This is a genomic window from Pseudoxanthomonas winnipegensis (assembly GCF_004283755.1).
Lineage (GTDB): Bacteria > Pseudomonadota > Gammaproteobacteria > Xanthomonadales > Xanthomonadaceae > Pseudoxanthomonas_A > Pseudoxanthomonas_A winnipegensis.
In genome coordinates, this window is record NZ_SHMH01000004.1 from 290,690 (window position 1) to 308,425 (window position 17,736).

At 70.6% G+C, this 17,736-nt stretch carries 16 protein-coding genes; 10 read left to right on the forward strand and 6 right to left on the reverse strand.

Translation table 11 applies throughout. The features are described from left to right. Nucleotides 1-146 precede the first annotated feature (146 nt). Both mprF and EAT51_RS09780 read left to right on the forward strand, forming a co-directional pair. Nucleotides 147-2,729, forward strand: coding sequence for a bifunctional lysylphosphatidylglycerol flippase/synthetase MprF (mprF, locus tag EAT51_RS09775; protein ID WP_130561563.1), 2,583 nt, complete (start codon nt 147-149; stop codon nt 2,727-2,729). Then, on the forward strand, nt 2,726-4,141 hold the full coding sequence (locus tag EAT51_RS09780) for a virulence factor family protein (protein WP_130561564.1): 1,416 nt from the start codon (nt 2,726-2,728) through the stop codon (nt 4,139-4,141). Before mprF ends, EAT51_RS09780 begins: the two co-directional genes overlap by 4 nt. Before the next feature lie 106 nt (nt 4,142-4,247). On the opposite strand, the gene EAT51_RS09785 is transcribed toward EAT51_RS09780, so the two are convergent. Then, nucleotides 4,248-6,209 (reverse strand): acetyl-CoA hydrolase/transferase C-terminal domain-containing protein, encoded by a 1,962-nt coding sequence (locus tag EAT51_RS09785; protein WP_130561565.1) that lies wholly within the window; start codon nt 6,207-6,209, stop codon nt 4,248-4,250. A gap of 264 nt (nt 6,210-6,473) precedes the next feature. On the opposite strand from EAT51_RS09785, the gene EAT51_RS09790 reads away from it, so the two are divergent. The 4 genes from EAT51_RS09790 to EAT51_RS09805 all read left to right on the forward strand — a co-directional run bounded on the left by EAT51_RS09790 (nt 6,474) and on the right by EAT51_RS09805 (nt 11,538). Next, entirely contained in the window at nt 6,474-8,615 is a 2,142-nt protein-coding gene (locus tag EAT51_RS09790; protein ID WP_130561566.1) for a TonB-dependent siderophore receptor, read from the forward strand. Between the two features lie 172 nt (nt 8,616-8,787). Beyond that, entirely contained in the window at nt 8,788-9,156 is a 369-nt protein-coding gene (locus EAT51_RS09795; RefSeq protein ID WP_130561567.1) for a BlaI/MecI/CopY family transcriptional regulator, read from the forward strand. Then, nucleotides 9,146-10,864 (forward strand): TonB family protein, encoded by a 1,719-nt coding sequence (locus tag EAT51_RS09800; protein WP_130561568.1) that lies wholly within the window; start codon nt 9,146-9,148, stop codon nt 10,862-10,864. Before EAT51_RS09795 ends, EAT51_RS09800 begins: the two co-directional genes overlap by 11 nt. Next, the gene (locus EAT51_RS09805; RefSeq protein ID WP_425599569.1) at nt 10,864-11,538 is read left to right on the forward strand and encodes a hypothetical protein; all 675 of its coding nucleotides are present in this window, start codon (nt 10,864-10,866) and stop codon (nt 11,536-11,538) included. The genes EAT51_RS09800 and EAT51_RS09805 overlap by 1 nt, the downstream gene beginning before the upstream one ends. Before the next feature lie 239 nt (nt 11,539-11,777). On the opposite strand, the gene EAT51_RS09810 is transcribed toward EAT51_RS09805, so the two are convergent. From EAT51_RS09810 to modA, 4 genes are read right to left on the reverse strand one after another with little or no spacing between them, the layout of a single operon-like run. Continuing rightward, nucleotides 11,778-12,335 (reverse strand): flavin reductase family protein, encoded by a 558-nt coding sequence (locus EAT51_RS09810; RefSeq protein WP_130517413.1) that lies wholly within the window; start codon nt 12,333-12,335, stop codon nt 11,778-11,780. A gap of 59 nt (nt 12,336-12,394) precedes the next feature. Beyond that, nucleotides 12,395-13,012 (reverse strand): molybdenum ABC transporter ATP-binding protein, encoded by a 618-nt coding sequence (gene modC / locus EAT51_RS09815; RefSeq protein WP_130561569.1) that lies wholly within the window; start codon nt 13,010-13,012, stop codon nt 12,395-12,397. After that, on the reverse strand, nt 13,012-13,710 hold the full coding sequence (gene modB / locus EAT51_RS09820) for a molybdate ABC transporter permease subunit (protein WP_130528537.1): 699 nt from the start codon (nt 13,708-13,710) through the stop codon (nt 13,012-13,014). The genes modC and modB overlap by 1 nt, the downstream gene beginning before the upstream one ends. Nucleotides 13,711-13,713: 3 nt before the next feature. After that, nucleotides 13,714-14,496, reverse strand: coding sequence for a molybdate ABC transporter substrate-binding protein (gene modA / locus EAT51_RS09825; RefSeq protein WP_130561570.1), 783 nt, complete (start codon nt 14,494-14,496; stop codon nt 13,714-13,716). Nucleotides 14,497-14,654: 158 nt separating this feature from the next. On the opposite strand from modA, the gene EAT51_RS09830 reads away from it, so the two are divergent. Continuing rightward, nucleotides 14,655-15,134, forward strand: coding sequence for an OsmC family protein (locus tag EAT51_RS09830; RefSeq protein WP_130561571.1), 480 nt, complete (start codon nt 14,655-14,657; stop codon nt 15,132-15,134). Then, nucleotides 15,131-15,571 (forward strand): thioredoxin TrxC, encoded by a 441-nt coding sequence (gene trxC / locus EAT51_RS09835; protein ID WP_130517423.1) that lies wholly within the window; start codon nt 15,131-15,133, stop codon nt 15,569-15,571. Before EAT51_RS09830 ends, trxC begins: the two co-directional genes overlap by 4 nt. Before the next feature lie 436 nt (nt 15,572-16,007). Here trxC and EAT51_RS09840 read toward each other — a convergent pair whose 3' ends face one another. After that, on the reverse strand, nt 16,008-16,571 hold the full coding sequence (locus tag EAT51_RS09840) for an N-acetylmuramoyl-L-alanine amidase (protein WP_130517425.1): 564 nt from the start codon (nt 16,569-16,571) through the stop codon (nt 16,008-16,010). A gap of 91 nt (nt 16,572-16,662) precedes the next feature. Between EAT51_RS09840 and EAT51_RS09845 the strand changes: the two genes are divergently transcribed. Further along, nucleotides 16,663-17,154, forward strand: a complete 492-nt coding sequence (locus tag EAT51_RS09845; RefSeq protein ID WP_130517426.1) for an MOSC domain-containing protein — start codon at nt 16,663-16,665, stop codon at nt 17,152-17,154. Continuing rightward, nucleotides 17,151-17,678 carry a YqiA/YcfP family alpha/beta fold hydrolase gene (locus EAT51_RS09850; RefSeq protein WP_130517428.1) on the forward strand — a complete coding sequence of 176 codons (528 nt, stop codon included), beginning with the start codon at nt 17,151-17,153 and terminating at the stop codon, nt 17,676-17,678. Before EAT51_RS09845 ends, EAT51_RS09850 begins: the two co-directional genes overlap by 4 nt. Nucleotides 17,679-17,736 lie beyond the last annotated feature (58 nt).

Consider the following 17,736-nt stretch of genomic DNA (forward strand, 5'->3'; position numbering starts at 1 on the left):
GGGCATCCGTGTGAAAATCCCGACTGGACGCTGACTGGCGCGACGATGGATCGAGGTATGACTCCGGCATTTCCCCATGGCTTGCGGCGCTTGCGCCCGCACGCGCATCATGCGCGGCTTTCCCGCCGCCCCGTTCTGGACGTCGCATGACCCTGTCGCAGCTGCGCGCCCGTGGTGCCTTCGTGGACACCTGGCTGCCGCGCTTGCAGCGTGCCCGCCCCTGGCTGCTGGGGCTGGCCGCGCTGATCGTGGCCGCGCTGGTGGTCGATGCCTTCGTCGACCTGTCGCGGCAGATCACCTACGACGGCGTGGTCGCCTCGGTGCGCGGCGTGCCGGGCTGGAAGCTGGGCCTGGCGCTGGCGGCCACGGCGCTGAGCTTCTTCTCGCTGACCGGCTACGACGCCTCGGCGCTGCGCTATGCCGGCGCGCGCGTGCCGTACCGGGTGGTCGCCAAGACCGCGTTCATCGCCTATGCCTTGAGCAACATGATCGGCCTGGGCGTGTTCACCGGTGGCGCGGTGCGCCTGCGCCTGTATGGCGCGGCGGGCGTGGAGGCCGGCCTGATCACCCGGGCGATCGCCTTCAACGCCCTGGCCTTCGGTCTGGGCATCAGCGTGGTCGGCGCGGGCGGCGTGCTGCTGGACGCGCGCGAGCTGGCGCCGCTGGCGCATATGCCGGTGTGGGTGCTGCAGGCGCTGGCCATCGGAGCATTGGCCCTGGCCGGCGCGCTGATGTGGGCCTGCCGGCGCGGTGAATTCAGGCTCGGCCCGATCCGCATCCGCCTGCCGGCGCCGAGCATGGCCTGGCAGCAGCTGGGCGTGTCGGTGGTGGACATCGTCGCCTCGGCCGCGGTGATGTGGTTCCTGCTGCCGGACGGGGCGATCGGCTTCCCGGCCTTCGTGGGCTTCTATGCCGCGGCCATGGTGCTGGGCGTGATCAGCCACGTGCCCGGTGGCCTGGGCGTGTTCGAGGCGGTGATGCTGCTGGCGCTGAAGGGCACGGTGCCCTCGGACCAGCTGGCCGGCGCGCTGGTGCTGTACCGGCTGATCTACTACGTGCTGCCGCTGCTGCTGGCCATGGTGGTGCTGGCCGTGCACGAGCTGCGCCTCAGCCCGGCCGCGCCGGTCGGCCGCGCGGTGGTCGGGCTGGCGCCGCATCTGCTGGCCGCCTTCACCGCGGTGGTGGCGATCATGCTGCTGGTCTCGGGCGTGACCCCGGCCACCGACCAGGCCACCGCCCTGCTGGCCATGCACGTGCCGCTGATGCTGGTGGAGGCCTCGCACTTCCTCAGCTCGATCGCCGGCGTGGCGATGCTGTTCGTCGCGCGCGCGCTGCTGCGCCGGCTGGACGCGGCCTGGTGGGCGGCGGTGGGCCTGACCCTGGCCGCGCTGGTGCTGGCCCTGCCCAAGGGCCTGGCGGTGGACGAATCGCTGATCCTGGGCAGCCTGATGGCGGTCCTGCTGCTCTCGCGCAAGCAGTTCACGCGCAAGGCCTCGCTGCTGGCCGTGCCCTTCAGCGGCGGCTGGCTGCTGGCGATGGTGGTGGTGTGCGTGGCGGTGACCGCGCTGCTGTTCTTCGTCTATCGCGATGTGGCCTACGCCAACCGCCTGTGGTGGCAGTTCGAGTTCGACGGCAACGCGCCGCGCTCGCTGCGCGCGATGGTCGGCGTGTCGATCCTGGCCCTGGTGCTGGCGCTGCGCCAGCTGCTGCGCCCGCCGGCGCCGCCACTGCCGCTGCCCAGCGCCGAGGAACTGGCGCGCGCCCAGGAGATCCTGCGTCGCCAGCCTTCGGCCGACGCGGCGCTGGCGCTGACCGGCGACAAGCCGCTGCTGTTCTCCGAGAAGGGCGATGCGTTCGTGATGTTCGGACGCAAGGGCAAGTCGTGGGTGGCGCTGTTCGATCCGGTCGGCCCGCGCGAGGCCTGGCCCGAGCTGGTCTGGCGCTTCCTGGAGCGTGCCCGCGAATCGGGCGCGCGCGGCTGCTTCTACCAGGTGCGCCCGGATGCGCTGCCGCTGTATCTGGACGCGGGCCTGCGCCTGTTCAAGCTGGGCGAATACGCCTGGGTGCCGCTGGCCGGCTTCAGCCTGCAGGGCAAGCGTCGCGGCAACCTGCGCAATGGCGTCAACCGCAGCGAGCGCGAGGGCCTGAGCTTCAGCCTGGTCGAGCGCGACGAGGTGGCCGCGATCCTGCCCGAGCTGCGCGCGGTCTCCGATGCGTGGCTGGCCAAGCACAACACCGCCGAGAAGCGCTTCTCGGTCGGCGCCTTCGACGATGCCTACATGGTGCGCAACCCGGTGGCGGTGGTGCGACGCGAGGGCAAGGTGATCGCCTTCGCCTCGCTGCTGGTGACCGATGTGCGGCAGGAGGCCAGCATCGACCTGATGCGCCAGCTGGAAGAGGCGCCCAACGGCACGATGGATTTCCTGTTCTCCAAGCTGATGCTGCATTTCGCCCAGGCCGGGTACGTGCGCTTCGGCCTGGGCATGGCGCCGCTGTCGGGCATGGCCGGACACGCGCTGGCGCCGCGCTGGCATCGCATCGGGCGCCTGCTGTTCGCCCACGGCGAGCACTTCTACAACTTCCGGGGGCTGCGCGCCTTCAAGGAAAAATTCGATCCGCAGTGGGAAGCCCGCTACCTGGCCGCGCCAGGCGGCATGGCCCCGCTGCTGGTGATGGGCGATGTCGCCGCGCTGATCAGCGGTGGCTACAAGGGAGTCATCCGCAAATGATCCGTCTGGCAAGCTGTCTGCTGCTGTTGGCCTGTGCGTTGCCGCTGGCCGCGCAGCAGCCCCGTCCCGCGCCCGAGCGCATCTCGCACGGCAATTTCCGCGACGTGGCGCTGTACCGGCCGGTCGGCCCGCTCAAGCAGGTGGTGCTGATGCTCTCCGGCGACGGTGGCTGGAACGCGACCATGGACGCCGATGCGCAGGCGCTGGCCGCCAACGGCACCTTCGTGGCCGGCATCGATACGCCGCAGATGCGCCGGCAGTTCACCGGCGACGGCAAGGGCTGCGTATTCCCCGATGGCGACCTGGAGAATCTCTCGCACTATCTGCAGGGCTATGCCCAGCTGCCGGGCTACCGCGCGCCGCTGCTGATCGGCGAGGGCAGTGGCGCGGCCATCGCCTATGCCATGGTCGCGGCGGGCGATCCGGGGATCTTCGCCGGCGCGCTGACCCTGGATTTCACCCCTGCGCTGGACCTGGGCCGGGTGCCCTGCGAGGGCAAGGGCGACATCTTCGACACGCTGCCCGCGCGCGGGGCGACCACCACCCTGGTGCCGGCGCGCAACAAGCTGGCCGTGCCCTGGCTGACCCTGGACACCGACGGGCCGAAGAAGGGCTTCGACGCCAAGCCCTTCGCCGCGCAAGTCAAGGGCTCCTCGTTCGTGCAGCTGGCCACCGGCGGCGATCAGGCCGCGGTGCGCCGCGCCGCGCTGACCACCGCCGCGCACATGCTGGCGCGCGAGCAGGTGGCGACCTTGCCGCCGCCGCCGCCGCAGGACCTGTCAGGCCTGCCCCTGAACGAGGTTCCGGCCACCGGCGGCGCCCGCAGCGACACCTACGCCATCCTGCTCAGCGGCGACGGCGGCTGGGCCGGCCTGGACCAGGAAGTGGCCAAGGCGCTGGCCGCCAAGGGCATCCCGGTGGTGGGCTTTGACTCGCTGCGTTACTTCTGGAAGAAGCGCACGCCGCAGGGCCTGGCCAGCGACCTGGATCGCATCATCCGCTACTACAGCGCGCATTGGGGCAAGGCCAAGGTGATGCTGATCGGCTATTCGCAGGGCGCCGACGTGCTGCCGTTCGCGGTCAATCGGCTGGCGCCGGACACGCGCGCCCAGCTCCTGCAGGCCGTGTACCTGGCGCTGAGCAACAACGCCGCGTTCGAGTTCCACGTCACCAACTGGATGAGCGACGACGTGGCCGACGCCATACCGACCATGCCGGAGATCCTCAAGCTCAAGGCCGCGCAGAACTTCTGCGTCTATGGCGAGGGCGACGACGAGCAGGTGTGCAGCAAGGTCCCGCCGGGCCACCTGCGCGTGCAGGCGTTGACCGGTGGCCACCACTTCGACGGTGACTACGCGCATCTGGCCGACATCATCCTCACCGCGGCCGACGCGGCCGAAGGCAAGCGCTGAGGTCTCCTCCGGGCGGCGCAGGGAAGGCGCGCTCGGCCTCGTTGCGAACGCGCAGCCGGCGCGTTCGCGTGGCGCTGGCGTCGGCTGCGGGTGAGGTCGTCCGCCGTTAGGCGGTCTGCGCCAGCGCCAGGCGCAGCAGACGCGCCATCAGGTGTTCGCCGATGCCGCGCGGTGCCTCCAGATCCATGCGCCGCAGCGCGATCGCATCGGCAGGCGTGCGTGAGAACACGGAGCGGGCCACCGTGCGCAGCTTGCCGCCGCGCGTGCCGGTGCCGGCCTTCAGCCAGGTCAGGGCGCGCACCAGGCGCTGCTCGGTGTCGGTGAAGTCGCTGCCCAGCGGATAGTCGGGCAGGGTGCCATCGCGGCGGAACGGCGCCAGGGCCTGCGCCAGGTGCTGCGGCGTGTTGCGCTGCCAGTGCGCCGGCGCGCTGAAGTCGCGCCGCAGCTTGCCGGCGGCTTGGGCCTGCTCCAGCAGCGGCGCGGCGAAGCGCGCATCGGCGATGCCGGCCATGGCGATGATGCAGTCCTCGTCGCTTTGCGCGCGCAGGTCGGCGATGCCGTACTCGTCGACGAACACATCGCGCAGATGGCGGGCGATGGTGGTGTGGCCGTAGTTCCAGCGCAGGTTGGATTCGACGCGCTCGCCTTCGCCGCGCACGGCGCGCAGCATCAGCACGCTGCGCGCATCGTGCAGGGCGTGGGCCATGCTGACGAAGTCGTGCTGCCCGCCCACGCCCGACACCACCCGGCCGTCGTCCAGCCCGTCGGACACCGCCGCGCCCAGCGCGGTGGCCATCATGCAGCTGTTGAAGAAGCGCGCCTGCACCCGCTGCAGGCGCTCCAGCGCCTCGTGGCCGCCATAGAGCTGGTTGATCTGGCTGATGCGCAGCATGCCGATGGCGCGGCGCTGGTCGTGATCCAGGTTGCGCAGCCAGTCGTAGAACTCCGGTGAGCCAAGATAGAAGGCGCCGTGCAGGTACTCGCCCTCGGCCTTCAGGCGGGCGTGGTCCTGCGCGTCGGCACTGCCGTTGGCCAGGCGTTGCATCAGCGCCGCATCGTCCAGCACGCGGCGCTTGATCACCCCGCGCTGCACCAGCAGGCGGAAGCCTTCGTTGAGCATCTCGCTGCAGCCGTACAGGCCGACCTGGAACGGCGCCATGCCGCCGCTCTCGATCACCGCCGGGTGATGCACCAGCTCCGGGTCCAGGGCGTGCAGCACGCGGCGATAGGCGGCGTTGTCGGTGTGACGCAGCACCAGCGCGTGGCTGAGCGCATCGGCCAGCGTGCCGATGCCGATCTGCAGCGTGCCGCCGTCGCGCACCAGGGTGCTGGCGTACAGGCCGATCGCGTAGTCGGTGTCGCTGACCGGCTGGCGCGGCAGGGCGAACAAGGCCGGATACGGCCCGGGCGGGTCGATCACCACGTCGAAGAAGGTCTCGGCCACGCTGGCCGTGCCGCCGATCCACGGCAGCTGCGGATCGACCTCGGCCACCAGCAGCGGGCGCGGCAGGCCGCGGCGCGCGATCGCCTCCAGCGTGTCCTGGGTGGTGTCGTTGTTGCACGACAGCGACAGGCGGACCGGGTCGCCAGGCCGGGCCTGCGGATCGCGCGCGACCTTCTGCACGATCACGTTCGGCGCGCGCTGGGCCACGCCGTCGGCTGCGTGGGTGTAGTTGAGGCTGACGTAGCGGCGCTGCATCTGCCGCGAGTGCAGCAGCGCGCCGGACTGCATGTAGAACTCCTCGACCTGGATATGCGCCGGCAGCGCATCGGCCTTGAGTGCCTCCACGTAGCGCAGCCGCGGGAAGTCCTCGCCGAAGTGGCGCGCGCCGAACGGCTTGAAGAAGCGCGCCTCCAGCCCGTCGCCCTTCGGCGCGGGCGGATCCAGCGACAGTGCGGTCAACAGCAGCAGCGGACGCGACGGGTCGCGTTCGATGCGGTCGTAGAGCGCGTTGAGCAGGCGATGCGGCTTGCCGATGCCCAGCGGCGCGGCGACGCGCAGCGGGCCGGGCACCCGCTGCAGGATCAGATCGACGGCATCGGACAGTTCGGCGAGGTGTTGGGGCATGCAAGGACATCAAATCGCGGTGGGACGAGGGTAGCCGAGCGGCCGTGCAGGACCGCGTGCCGGCTGTCCAGGTGGTGTCTGCCATGACGCGCTGTAAAATGCGAATGGTTTTCATTAAGATACTGTCATCCCGGGCGCCGCCATGGACGCGGCCCCGGCCCGCGCCGGCCAGCCGCTCGCCCGCCTGCGCGCCCAACCCCCTCTCGCCCCGGCTGGCACGACGCCCGGCCCGGTGCGTCCTGCATCAGCCATCGGATCCTCCCCATGCCTTTCGCCCGCGCCTCCCTTCGCCTTCCCCGCCGGCCGCTGCCGCGCTGTTCCGTCCTGGCCGCGGGCCTGGCCCTGGCGCTGTCCGCGCAGGCTCAGACGCAGGGTGGTCCGGCCGACGCCGACCAGGCCCAGGACCTGGACAAGATCCTGGTGGTCTCCCAGCGCGCGCAGCGCGTCAGCAACGGCGCCACCAACCTGGACCTGGCGATCAAGGACACGCCGCAGTCGATCAGCGTCATCAGCCGCGAGCAGATGGACGCCTTCGGCGCCAACACGCTCAACGATGCGCTGCGCCTGGCGACCGGCATCCAGGTTGAGGAGTGGGAGACCAACCGCACCAACTATCTCTCGCGCGGCTTCGAGATCGAGAACACGCAGATCGACGGCATCGGCCTGCCCAACGGCTGGGGCATCGTTACCGGGGCGATGGATTCCTACGGCTACGACAAGATCGAGGTGATCCGCGGCGCCAACGGCCTGCTGACCGGCGTGGGCAATGCGGCCGGCACGATCAACTACGTGCGCAAGCGGCCGACCAACGACGAGCAGGGCTCGGTCGGGGTCAGCTACGGCGCGTGGAACACCAGGCGCGAGCAGGTGGACTACTCCTCGCCGATCACCACCGACGGCAGCTGGGCGGTGCGCGTGGTCGCCGCGCACGAGGACGGCGGCTCTTACCTGCGCGACTACGACAAGGAGCGCACCTTCCTCTACGGCGTGGTCGACGGCCAGATCGGCGAGAACGGCACGCTGACTGCGGGCTACTCGTGGCAGCAGGCCAACAGCACCGGCAACATGTGGGGTGCGCTGACCTTCAACACCGTCGGCGGCGGCCAGATCGGCTGGCCGCGCAGCGCCTCCACCACCCAGGACTGGACCTACTGGAACACCAACAACCAGACCGGCTTCGTCGAGTACGCCCAGCAGCTCAGCCCGGACTGGAAGCTGAAGGTGGCCTACAACTACCGGCGCAGCACCGAGGACGATCAGCTGTTCTTCGCCTACACCACGACCGGCCTGGATCCGGTCACCGGCGAAGGATTGAACGGCTATCCGTACAAGGGGCGCGACAAGGTCACCGCCAACCTGGGCACGGTCGAGCTCAACGGGACCTACGCGCTGTTCGGCCGTCCGCAGGAGGCGATGCTGGGCTTCAGCCTGGCCCAGAGCGAAAGCGGTGGGCATTACTGGTCGGCGCTGTCCGGCTTCGAGCCGCTGCCCGGGTTCCCCTATGCCGGCGATGTCGTGCCCGAGCCGCTCTGGGCCGCGCCGCAGCCGCAGGACTCGCTCAACCAGCACGTCAAGCGCGCCTATGGCGCCACGCATGTCTCGCTGACCGAGCGCCTGAAGACGGTGCTGGGCTTCAATTACACCTCGTTCTCGCGCAACGGCCTGGCCGGCGGTGCGTACTTCGAGCAGAGCGACAGCCATACCAGCCCCTATGCCGGCCTGACCTGGGACTTCACCCCGGACGTGCTGGGCTATGTCAGCTATTCGGACATCTACCAGCCGCAGGACCAGCAGGACATCCGCCAGAACTACCTGCCGCCGACCAAGGGCAAGAACTACGAGGTCGGCGTCAAGGCCAACTGGCTGGACCAGCGCCTGCTGACCACGCTGGCGGTGTTCGATGCCAAGCAGGATGGCCTGGCCGTCTCGCGCGGGCTGAACCCGGCCAACGGCCAGTACTACTACGAGCCGGCCGACGTGGAATCCAAGGGCGTCGAGCTGGAGGTCACCGGCAAGGTCAACGACTACCTCGACCTGGTGTTCGGCTATACGCACCTGAAGATGGATGGCGAGCAGGGCGATGACACCTATCCCTGGGTGCCGCGCAACACGGCCAACCTGGCCATCAGCGCGCGCCTGCCCAGCTACAGCGCGCTGTCCTTCGGCCTCAGCGGCCGCTGGCAGGACAAGACCGTCTCCGGCCCGGACAGCTATACCGGCTATACGGTCAGCCAGGACGCGCACACCGTGCTCGATGCCTTCGTCGGCTGGGACATCACCCGCGACCTGACCCTGCGCGTGAATGCGCGCAACATCACCGACCGCAAGTACATCGGCAGCCTGTACCAGATCGGCTACTACGGCGCGCCGCGCAACACCACGGCCAGCCTGGAGTGGCGCTTCTGAGCTGATTCGGCGGACGCGTTCGGTCCGCCTCCTGTCCGCGAAAGCGCCGGCTGGTCCGGCGCTTTCGCGTTTCAGGTAAATGCACATCGCCGTTCGTCGGGTGCGGCCCGCGACGCTTGACATCGGTTCGATTACGCGCGTAATTTCAAAAAAAATTACAGGTGTAAACGACATGGCGATCAGCGAGGCCGAGGCGGTGGTGATGGAAGTGCTGTGGGAACGCAGCCCGCTGGGTGCCGACGAGGTGGTCGCCGCGCTGGCCAGCCGCAACGACTGGGCCGAGCCGACCATCAAGACCCTGCTCAACCGCCTGTTCAACAAGGGCGCGATCCAGGCGGCCAAGGAAGGGCGCCGCTATCTCTACTCGCCGGTGCTCACACGCCAGGTGTGGGTGCAGCAGCAGAGCGAGGGCCTGCTGGAGCGGGTGTTCGGCGGGCGCGTGGCGCCGCTGGTGGCGCATTTCTCGCAGCGCGGCAAGCTCTCGGCACAGGACATCGCCGAACTCAAGCGCCTGGTCCAGGAGCTGGACGATGAGCAGTGAGCTGATGGCGTGGCTGGGCGAGACGACGCTGGCCACCAGCGCCGCGCTGGTGGTGGTGCTGTTGCTGCGCCGACCGATGCGCGCCGCCTTCGGCGCCGGGGCCGCTTACGCGCTGTGGGCATTGATGCCCGTGGCCTTGATCACCGTGCTGCTGCCGGCGCCGGTGCGTTCGATGGCGCTGATGCCGATGGCCGTGCGGGTCGGCAGCGTGCAGAGCGTCGCCGTCGCGCCGGCGGATGCGGCTGTGCCGTGGATGCCGGTGCTGCTCGTGCTCTGGCTGAGCGGCGCTTTGGCGATGGCCGGCCTGCAGCTGTGGCAGCAGCGCAGGTTCCTGCGCCGGCTCGGCCGGCTGCGCGTGCATGCCCACGGCGTGCGCGTGGCCGCGATCAGCGCGGGGCTGCCGGCGGTGACCGGCGTGCTACGCCCGCGCATCGTGCTGCCGGCGGATTTCCTGCATCGCTACGACGCGGACGAACGCGCCCTGGTGGTGGCGCACGAGCGTCAGCACATCGCCCGCGGCGATCTGCCCTGCAATGCGCTGGTGGCGCTGCTGCGCTGCGTTTACTGGTTCAACCCGCTGCTGCACTGGGCGGTGGCGTGCTATCGCCAGGACCAGGAGCTGGCCTGCGATGCGCGCGTGCTGCGGCGGCATCCACGGGCGCGGCGGGCGTATGCGCAGGCCATGTTGAAGACGCAGCTGGATGTCTTCGCCCTGCCGGTGGGCTGCCACTGGCATACACACCCGATCAAGGAGCGGATCGCCATGTTGAAACGTCCCAGTCCCCGTCGTTGGCAGACGCGTCTGTCCGCTGTCCTGCTGCTGGCGCTGTTCGCCGGCGGTGGCTATGTGGCCTGGGCGCAGCAGTCGGCGGCTGCGCCGTCGGCGCATGCGGCGGCGGCGGCCGCCGCGCAGTACGGCGCGAACCTGCAGATCGAGGTGGACGGCGAGCGCCACGCGCTGGAGATGCACAGCGCGGCCGGTGTGCCGTTCGCGTTTGCCATCGACACCCAGGCCGGACACCGCTGGCGCGGCGAGCTGAGCGTCGAGCCCGATGCCCCTGGCCAAGCCAAGGTGCATGCCCGGCTATTGCGGGACGGTGCCGACATGGCCGGGCCGGTGCTGCTGATCGCGCGCCTTGGCGAGGCGGCCTCGCTCAAGCTGAAGACCGGCCCGGTGCAGGGCGCCGCGCACGATGTGGCGTTGTCGGTGCGGGTGCGCGCGCTGGATGTCCCCGCCCGTCGCGCTGCGGCGGCAACGCCGGTGGCGCGTAAGCAGGTGGCGCGTGCGCCTGAGCAGGCGCAAGCGGAAGAGACATCGTCCTTCGACTATTCCCAGCATGCGCCGCCGCGCTATCCCAAGGAGGCCGCGAACAACGGCATTTCCGGGCGTGTGGTGATGCTGGTCGATGTCGCGGCCGACGGTTCGGTGCAGGACGTGCAGGTGGAAGAATCCAGGCCTGCGGGCGTGTTCGACGCCGTCTCGGTGGAAGCGGTCCGCAAGTGGAAGTTCAAGCCGGTCCTGGAGCAGGGCCGGCCGGTCGCCCATCGCATGCGCGTGCCGATCGACTTCGATCTGGATGAGCCATCCGCGCCCTCTGCGTCGCACCAAGGCGTCGCGTCAGCGCCTTCCAGCTTGCGTGAGCCCGCCTTCGGTGGGGGCGCCGTGGCAGACATCGCAGCGCCTTCCCACTTAGTGGCGAGTCGCTGATGACCACGCCCCCCAACAGTCTCCGGCCCGCCCGCTCTCGTGGGAGCCGCCATGGCGGCGATCGGGGCCTTACCAGCGGAGCCCCATCGTGGCCTCTGCACTTCGCCACGATCTCCGCGCTGACGCTGCTGCTCTCTGCCTGCGCCACGCATCCGCTCGACCCGGCGGAGGACACCCTGGTCCGCAATGCCAATGTCGATCAGCGCATGCTGACACCCGAAGGCGGCGATGGCGCCGGCAAGATCGAGCGCTATGCGCTGGCGCCGACCGAGGTGTTCCGCATGCCGCAGCCGGTGCGAGCCGACAACCCCGCGCTACCCGCCGACTCGCCGCGGCAGACGCTGGCACCGACCACGGTCTGCGCGCGCGTGATCCTCGATGCGCGCGGCGAGGTGCTGCGTGCCGAGCCGCTCGCCGACCGCGCCGAATGCGCCGCCGGCGCGCAGCCGGACAATGCGGATCTGGTGCAGGCGATGCTCGTGCAGGTGCGGCAATGGCGCTTCGAGCCGGCCGCCGTCTGCCATTTCAGCGCCGAGCATCCGCCGGCCGATCCGGAGCGCTGCGACGGCGCACAGTCGGTCGAGCCGGTGCCGGTGACGCTGCTGTATGCCTTCACCTTCGAGGTGGAGCAGGGGCGTGTGCATGTGGAGCGGGGCGGTGTGGGAGGGCGGTGACCGTCTTTGTGCGGCTGGGCGGAAGCAACTGCTTCCTCAACTCCAGCAGCCGCCCTTCTGTAGAGCGGAGCTCGCTCCGCTCGGGCCTTCCCCACGAACCGAACGAAGAGCAGCGGAGCGAGCTCCGCTCTACAGGTGGGAGCCGCCCTTGTGGCCTTTTGGGCCAACGGCGGCGAGGGGCTTTGCCGAAAAAGCCTCATCGCCGCCATGGCGGCTCCCACACAGGGCCCTGCGAGGCGTTAAAGCATCTCCGGCTTGAACAGGCCGCGGCGTGAGCGTTCGGGGCCGGACACCATGAACTTGCCGTCGCCGCGGTAGTGCACGGTGCGCGGGATCTTCGGCGTCGGCGCCACGTGCGCCTTGACGACTTCCCAGACGAACAGGTTGTGCCGTTCCACCAGCCGGTCATCGTGCAGGCGGCACTCAAAGCTGGCGTGGCACTCGGCGATCAGCGGCGCCTGGACCTGGCTCGCCGGCTGGGCGGTCAGGCCGAAGGCCTCGAACTTGTCGACCTCGCTACCGCTGCAGTTGCCGATGCGCACCACCGTGTCCAGCAGCGCCTCGGTCGGCAGATTGATCACGCACTGGCGGCTGGCGCGCACCAGCTCGAAGCTGCGGTTGCCGTTGGCGATCACGCAGGCCAGCAGCGAGGGCGAGAACTCCACCATCATGTGCCAGCCCATGGTCATGATGTCGCGTGCGCCGGCGTGCGCGCTGCTGACCAGCACCACCGGCCCGGGCTCGAGGAAGCGCCGCACCTGGTGTACGGGGAAGTCCTCTTTGGTGGGCGTTTTCATGCGGGCCTTGCACAGCGACAGCGGACCGCCATTGCACCGCGCCGGCCGTTCACGGCGTGTCAGTCCAGCATGTGCACAGCATCGGCCAGCTGCTGCACTTCATCGGGCTGGTGGCTGACGTAGAGCATGGGCAGCTGCAGTTCGGTGCGCACGCCGCGCAGATAGGGGATCAGTTCGCCGCGCCGCGCGGGATCCAGGGCGGACAGCGGCTCATCCAGCAGCAGCAGGGCCGGCTGCGACAGCAGGGCGCGGCCGATTGCCACGCGCTGGGCCTCGCCGCCGGAGAGATTGCGCGGCCGCCGCTGCAGCAGCGGGCCGATGCCCAGCAGCTCGACCACCGCCTCGAAGCCGAAGCGCGCGCCGGCGCTGCGCCCGTGCGTGCCGTAGCGCAGGTTGCCGCGCACATCCAGGTGCGGGAACAGGCGCGCATCCTGGAACACATAGCCGATGCGGCGCCGATGCACCGGCACGTCGATGCCGCGCGCGCTGTCGAACAGCACCGCGCCATCGACCACGATGCGCCCGGCCACGGGTCGCAGCAGCCCGGCGATGGCGTTGAGCACGCTGGTCTTGCCCGCGCCGGAAGGGCCGGCCAGCGCCAGCAGGCGCGCATCGCTGTGGATGCGCACATGGCGGGTGAACTGGCCGCGCTGCAGCTGCAGGTCCGCATCCAGCATCACAGCACCTCGGTCTCACGCCCGCGCTGGCGGCGCACCAGCCACTCGGACAGCACCAGCGCGGCCAGCGAGATGCACACCGACACCGCCGCCAGGCGCCAGATACCGGCCTCCGCGCCGGGCACCTGCAGCAGGCCGTAGATGGCGGCGGACATGGTCTGCGTCTGGCCGGGGATGTTGGAGACGAAGGTGATGGTGGCGCCGAACTCCCCCAGCGCCTTGGCGAAGGCCAGCACCGCGCCGGCGACCAGCCCGGGCCAGGCCAGGGGCAGGGTGATGGTGGCGAACACCTTCCACGGCGGCGCGCCCAGGGTCGCGGCGGCGTGCTCCAGGCGGCGGTCGACCTGTTCGATCGACAGGCGGATGGCGCGCACCATCAGCGGGAAGCCCATGACCGCGCAGGCCACCGCCGCACCGGTCCAGCGGAAGGCGAAGCGCAGGCCGAAGTGCTCCAGCAGCCAGGCCCCGATCGCCCCGCGCGTGCCCAGCGTCACCAGCAGCGCATAACCCACCACCACCGGCGGCAGCACCAGCGGCAGATGCACCAGCGCATCGAGCAGCGCCCGCCCAGGGAAGCGCCGGCGCGCCAGCAGCCAGGCCACGGCGATGGCCGCCGGCAGGCTGCAGACGGCGGCCACGGCCGCCACCTTCAGGCTCAGGGCGATGGCGGTGAGTTCTTCGGGCGAGAAACCGAACACGCGTTACGGCAGGACCGTGAAGCCATGCTGGCGGAAGATCGCCTGCGCCGGCGCGGTGCCCAGCCACTGCACGAAGGCCGCGCGCGCCGGCGCGGTGCCGGCCTTGAGCGTGGCCACCGGATAGACGATGGCCGGATGGCTGGAGGCGGGGAAGGTGTCGACCACGCGCACGTTGGCATCGGCCGCCGCGTCGGAGCCGTAGACGATGCCCAGCGGCGACTCGCCGCGCGAGACCAGCAGCAGGGCCGAGCGCACGCTGTCCGATTCGGCCAGCCGGCCCTGCACGCCGTCCCACAGCCGCAGCGAGGTCAGCGCCGCCTTGGCGTACTTGCCGGCGGGCACGGCGTTGACCTGGCCGACCGCCAGGCGGCCATCGCCCAGCGCCTTGTCCAGCGCGCCGGGCTGGGTGAGCCTGACCTGCGCGGTGCTGGCCTTGGGCGCGACCAGCACCAGGGTGTTGCCGAGCAGGTTGCGGCGGCTGGCCGGGTCGATCAGCGCGCGCTGCTGCAGATAGTCCATCCATTCCAGGTCGGCCGAGACGAACACGTCGGCCGGGGCGCCCTGTTCGATCTGGCGCGCCAGCGTCGAGCTGGCCGCGTAGGACACGGTGACCGGCGTGCCGGTGGTCTTCTGGTAGAGCGCGGCGGCCTGGTCCATCGATTCCTTCAGGCTGGCGGCGGCGAACACGGTGACCGGCGCGGAGTCGGCCGCCTGCGCGGCCAGCGCGGCGGTGGCGGCGAACAGGACCAGGCCTGCGCGCAGCAGGCGGGGGAGCAGGCGTGTCATCGCGAGGATGTCTCTCGATCGGGCATGAGCGCCGAGTATCGCGCGCCACGGTCGCGCCGGAGGTGAGAGCGCATGCGACGGAGCGTTCGCCCGGCTGCGCGTCGGTCACACGATGAGCGGAGTAGGCTGGCCTCCCGCATCGCCAGGCCAGGCCCGCCATGAGCACCGCCACCCCGATCACCGTCGTGCTGGAGCAGGAGCAGGACTTCGTGTTCCGGCTTCACTTCGAAGGCCTCGATGTGCCCGACGTGCTGTCCGACGAAGGCGCGCCGCTGGGCCATGACCAGGGGCCGCGGCCCTCGCATCTGCTGCTGGCCGCGATCGTCAACTGCCTCTCGGCCAGCCTGCTGTTCGCGCTGCGCAAGTACAAGAACGCGCCGGGCCGGCTGCGCGCCTCGATCAGCGCGGTCACCGAGCGCAATGCCGACGGCCGGCTGCGCCTGCCGCGCGCCCTGGCCACGCTGCAACTGCCCGAAGGCAGCGCGGACTATGCGCATCTGGAGCGCGTGCTGGCGACCTTCGAGGACTTCTGCACCGTGACCCAGAGCGTGCGCCAGGGCATCGATGTGCAGGTCGAGGTGCGCGACGCGCAGGGCCAGCTGCTGCTGGGTCAGGCGCCGGCCGAGGCGGTGTTGTGAGCGCGCCGCTGCTGATCGCCTGCCCGCACTGCCAGGCGCGCAACCGCGTGCCGGCCGAACGCCTGGCCGAGGCGCCGACCTGCGGGCGCTGCCACCAGGCCTTGTTCACCGGGCATCCGCTGGCGCTGGACGCCGGCACGTTCGACCTGCATGCGCGCGACAGCGATTTGCCGCTGCTGGTGGATTTCTGGGCACCGTGGTGCGGGCCGTGCCGGGTGATGGCGCCGCAGTTCGAGGCCGCCGCCAAGCAGCTGGAGCCGCGCATGCGCCTGGCCAAGGTCGACACCGAGGCGCAGCCGGTGCTGGGCGCGCGCTTCGCTATCCGCAGCATTCCGACGATGGCGGTGTTCCTGCATGGGCGCGAGCTCGGCCGGCAGTCCGGCGCGCTGCAGGCGGCGCAGATCGTGCAATGGGCACGGCGCGTGGCGCAGGGCTGAGTCGGGTCGGGCGGCGAAGCGGCGCTGGCGCCGCAACAACCTCCCTACCGTCGTTCGCGCGAAAGCGGGAACCCATGGACGGTGCGGGGCCTGCGCGGAAGTCCCTGGATCCCCGCGTTCGCGGGGATGACGGCTGTTGGGTTCGCAGCGTGCAGCCTCGAGCGAATCTTCCTATCGTCGTTCCCGCGAAAGCGGGAACCCATGAACGTTGCGCGACCTGCGCGGAAGTCCCTGGATCCCCGCATTCGCGGGGATGACGACTGTTGAGTTTGCAGCGCGAAGCCTCGAGCGAACCCTTCTACCGTCGTTCCCGCGAAAGCGGGAACCCATGGACGTTGCGGGGCCTGCACGGAAGTCCATGGATCCCTGCGTTCGCGGGGATGACGAGCGTTGGGTTCGCAGCGCGAAGCGCAACCGCAACACCACCGCCCGTCGCTCAGGGCACCAACCGCTCCAGCCCCGCGCGCGCCAGGACGCGTTCCCACGGGAACAGCGGCCCCGGATCGCGCTTGCGTGCGACCAGCCGCGTAGGGGCGTCCTCGGCGGGCACCTGGGCGGTGTCCAGGTCCTCGTGTCCGGCGATCCAGCGCAGGGACGGCAGCGTCTGCCGCAGCCGGTCGAGCAAGGCGAGCAAGGCCTCGATCTGGCCGTCGGGATAGGGCTCGTCCATCGCCTGGTGATCGGCGTGCAGCCAATGCGGGTAGCGCCCGCGGTTGACCAGTTCGATGCCGACGCTGCGCGCGTTGAGGCCACGCACATGGTGGGCGACGCGTTCGGGCGCGATCCACTGCTGCACGCCGCCGTCGCGGTCGATGTACCAGTGCCCGCTGTTGCCGGTGCCCGAGGCATAGCGCGGCTGTTCGCCGTAGTGGCGCGCGGTGGCCAGGTCCGGCAGCTCGGTGCAATGGATGACCACCAGGTCGATCCGCTCCAGGGGCCGCGCCTCCAGCAGGTCCTGGTAGGGCAGGGGATCGGCGGTGATCGGCAAGGCATCGGGCATGGGCGCCGATGCTACACGGGCGGGCCGCGGGCGAGGGCGGGGTAAACTGCGCGTCCCCGGCGCCAGGCGCCGCCTATCGCGTCCGATCCGCATGCCGCTCAATCCCGACTCCCCCCTGGCCAGGCTGATGGCCACCCTGCCGCGCCCGGGCACGGTGGAATGGATCGGGCTGCGCCCGGCGCGCGATGTGCCGATGCAGGCGGTCGCGCGCGTCCAGGCCAGCACCGGCGGCGGGCTGGAAGGCGATCGCTACAAGGGCGGCAGCGGCAAGCGCGGGCTGACCCTGATCCAGGCCGAGCATCTGCCCGTGATCGCCACGCTGGCCGGGCTGGACGCGGTGCAGGCGGCCACCCTGCGGCGCAATGTGGTGGTGCGCGGCCTGCCGCTGATCGCGCTGAAGGAGCGCCGCTTCCGTATCGGCAGCGTGGTGCTGGAAGGCACCGAGCCGTGCGATCCGTGCTCGCGCATGGAGGACGCACTGGGCGCCGGCGGCTACAACGCCATGCGTGGCCATGGCGGCCTGTGCGCGCGCATCATCGAAGGCGGCAGCTTCGCGGTGGGCGATGCGGTGGTGCCGCTGTGATCCGCGGCCACGTCATCCTCTCGCACGGCTTCGAGAGCGGGCCGGACGCGACCAAGGTCACCGCGCTGGCGCAGGTCGCCCAGGCCGCCGGCTGGACCAGCGAGCGGCCGGACTTCACCGATCTGGACGCGCGCAGCGACCTGAGCCAGCTCGGCGATGTCGGCGCGCGCCTGGCGCGCCTGCGCACGCTGGCCGAGGCCGCCGCACGCAAGGGGCCGCTGGTGCTGGTCGGCTCCAGCCTCGGCGCCTATACCTCGGCCCAGGTGTCGCTGCAGGTGCCGGTGCACGGCCTGTTCCTGATGGCGCCGCCGACCGCGCTGGGGCCGATGCCCGCCCTGGACGCGGCGCAGGTGCCGCTGTCGGTCATCCACGGCTGGGACGACGAGCTGATCCCCGCCCGCAATGTCATCGACTGGGCCCAGGCCCGCCGCGCCCGCCTGCTGCTGGTCAACGACGACCATCGCCTGGCCAACCATGTCGACGCGGCCGCGGCCGCGTTCGGCGAGTTGCTGGCCGGGCTTTAGGCGGGAGTGAGCGGAGCGCAGTGAGGAGCGAGTCACCGCAACAATCTTCTCCACCTCC

Excerpts from the sequence above, each read along its gene's own strand:
- EAT51_RS09845 (WP_130517426.1), top strand. The coding sequence starts at position 16,663 with ATGCCGCTCAATCCCGACTCCCCCCTGGCCAGGCTGATGGCCACCCTG.
- EAT51_RS09810 (WP_130517413.1), bottom strand. The coding sequence starts at position 12,335 with ATGAAAACGCCCACCAAAGAGGACTTCCCCGTACACCAGGTGCGGCGC.
- EAT51_RS09780 (WP_130561564.1), top strand. The coding sequence starts at position 2,726 with ATGATCCGTCTGGCAAGCTGTCTGCTGCTGTTGGCCTGTGCGTTGCCG.
- modA (WP_130561570.1), bottom strand. The coding sequence starts at position 14,496 with ATGACACGCCTGCTCCCCCGCCTGCTGCGCGCAGGCCTGGTCCTGTTC.
- EAT51_RS09790 (WP_130561566.1), top strand. The coding sequence starts at position 6,474 with ATGCCTTTCGCCCGCGCCTCCCTTCGCCTTCCCCGCCGGCCGCTGCCG.
- EAT51_RS09785 (WP_130561565.1), bottom strand. The coding sequence starts at position 6,209 with ATGCCCCAACACCTCGCCGAACTGTCCGATGCCGTCGATCTGATCCTG.
- EAT51_RS09795 (WP_130561567.1), top strand. The coding sequence starts at position 8,788 with ATGGCGATCAGCGAGGCCGAGGCGGTGGTGATGGAAGTGCTGTGGGAA.
- EAT51_RS09800 (WP_130561568.1), top strand. The coding sequence starts at position 9,146 with ATGAGCAGTGAGCTGATGGCGTGGCTGGGCGAGACGACGCTGGCCACC.
- EAT51_RS09830 (WP_130561571.1), top strand. The coding sequence starts at position 14,655 with ATGAGCACCGCCACCCCGATCACCGTCGTGCTGGAGCAGGAGCAGGAC.
- mprF (WP_130561563.1), top strand. The coding sequence starts at position 147 with ATGACCCTGTCGCAGCTGCGCGCCCGTGGTGCCTTCGTGGACACCTGG.
- modC (WP_130561569.1), bottom strand. The coding sequence starts at position 13,012 with ATGCTGGATGCGGACCTGCAGCTGCAGCGCGGCCAGTTCACCCGCCAT.
- EAT51_RS09840 (WP_130517425.1), bottom strand. The coding sequence starts at position 16,571 with ATGCCCGATGCCTTGCCGATCACCGCCGATCCCCTGCCCTACCAGGAC.
- EAT51_RS09805 (WP_425599569.1), top strand. The coding sequence starts at position 10,864 with ATGACCACGCCCCCCAACAGTCTCCGGCCCGCCCGCTCTCGTGGGAGC.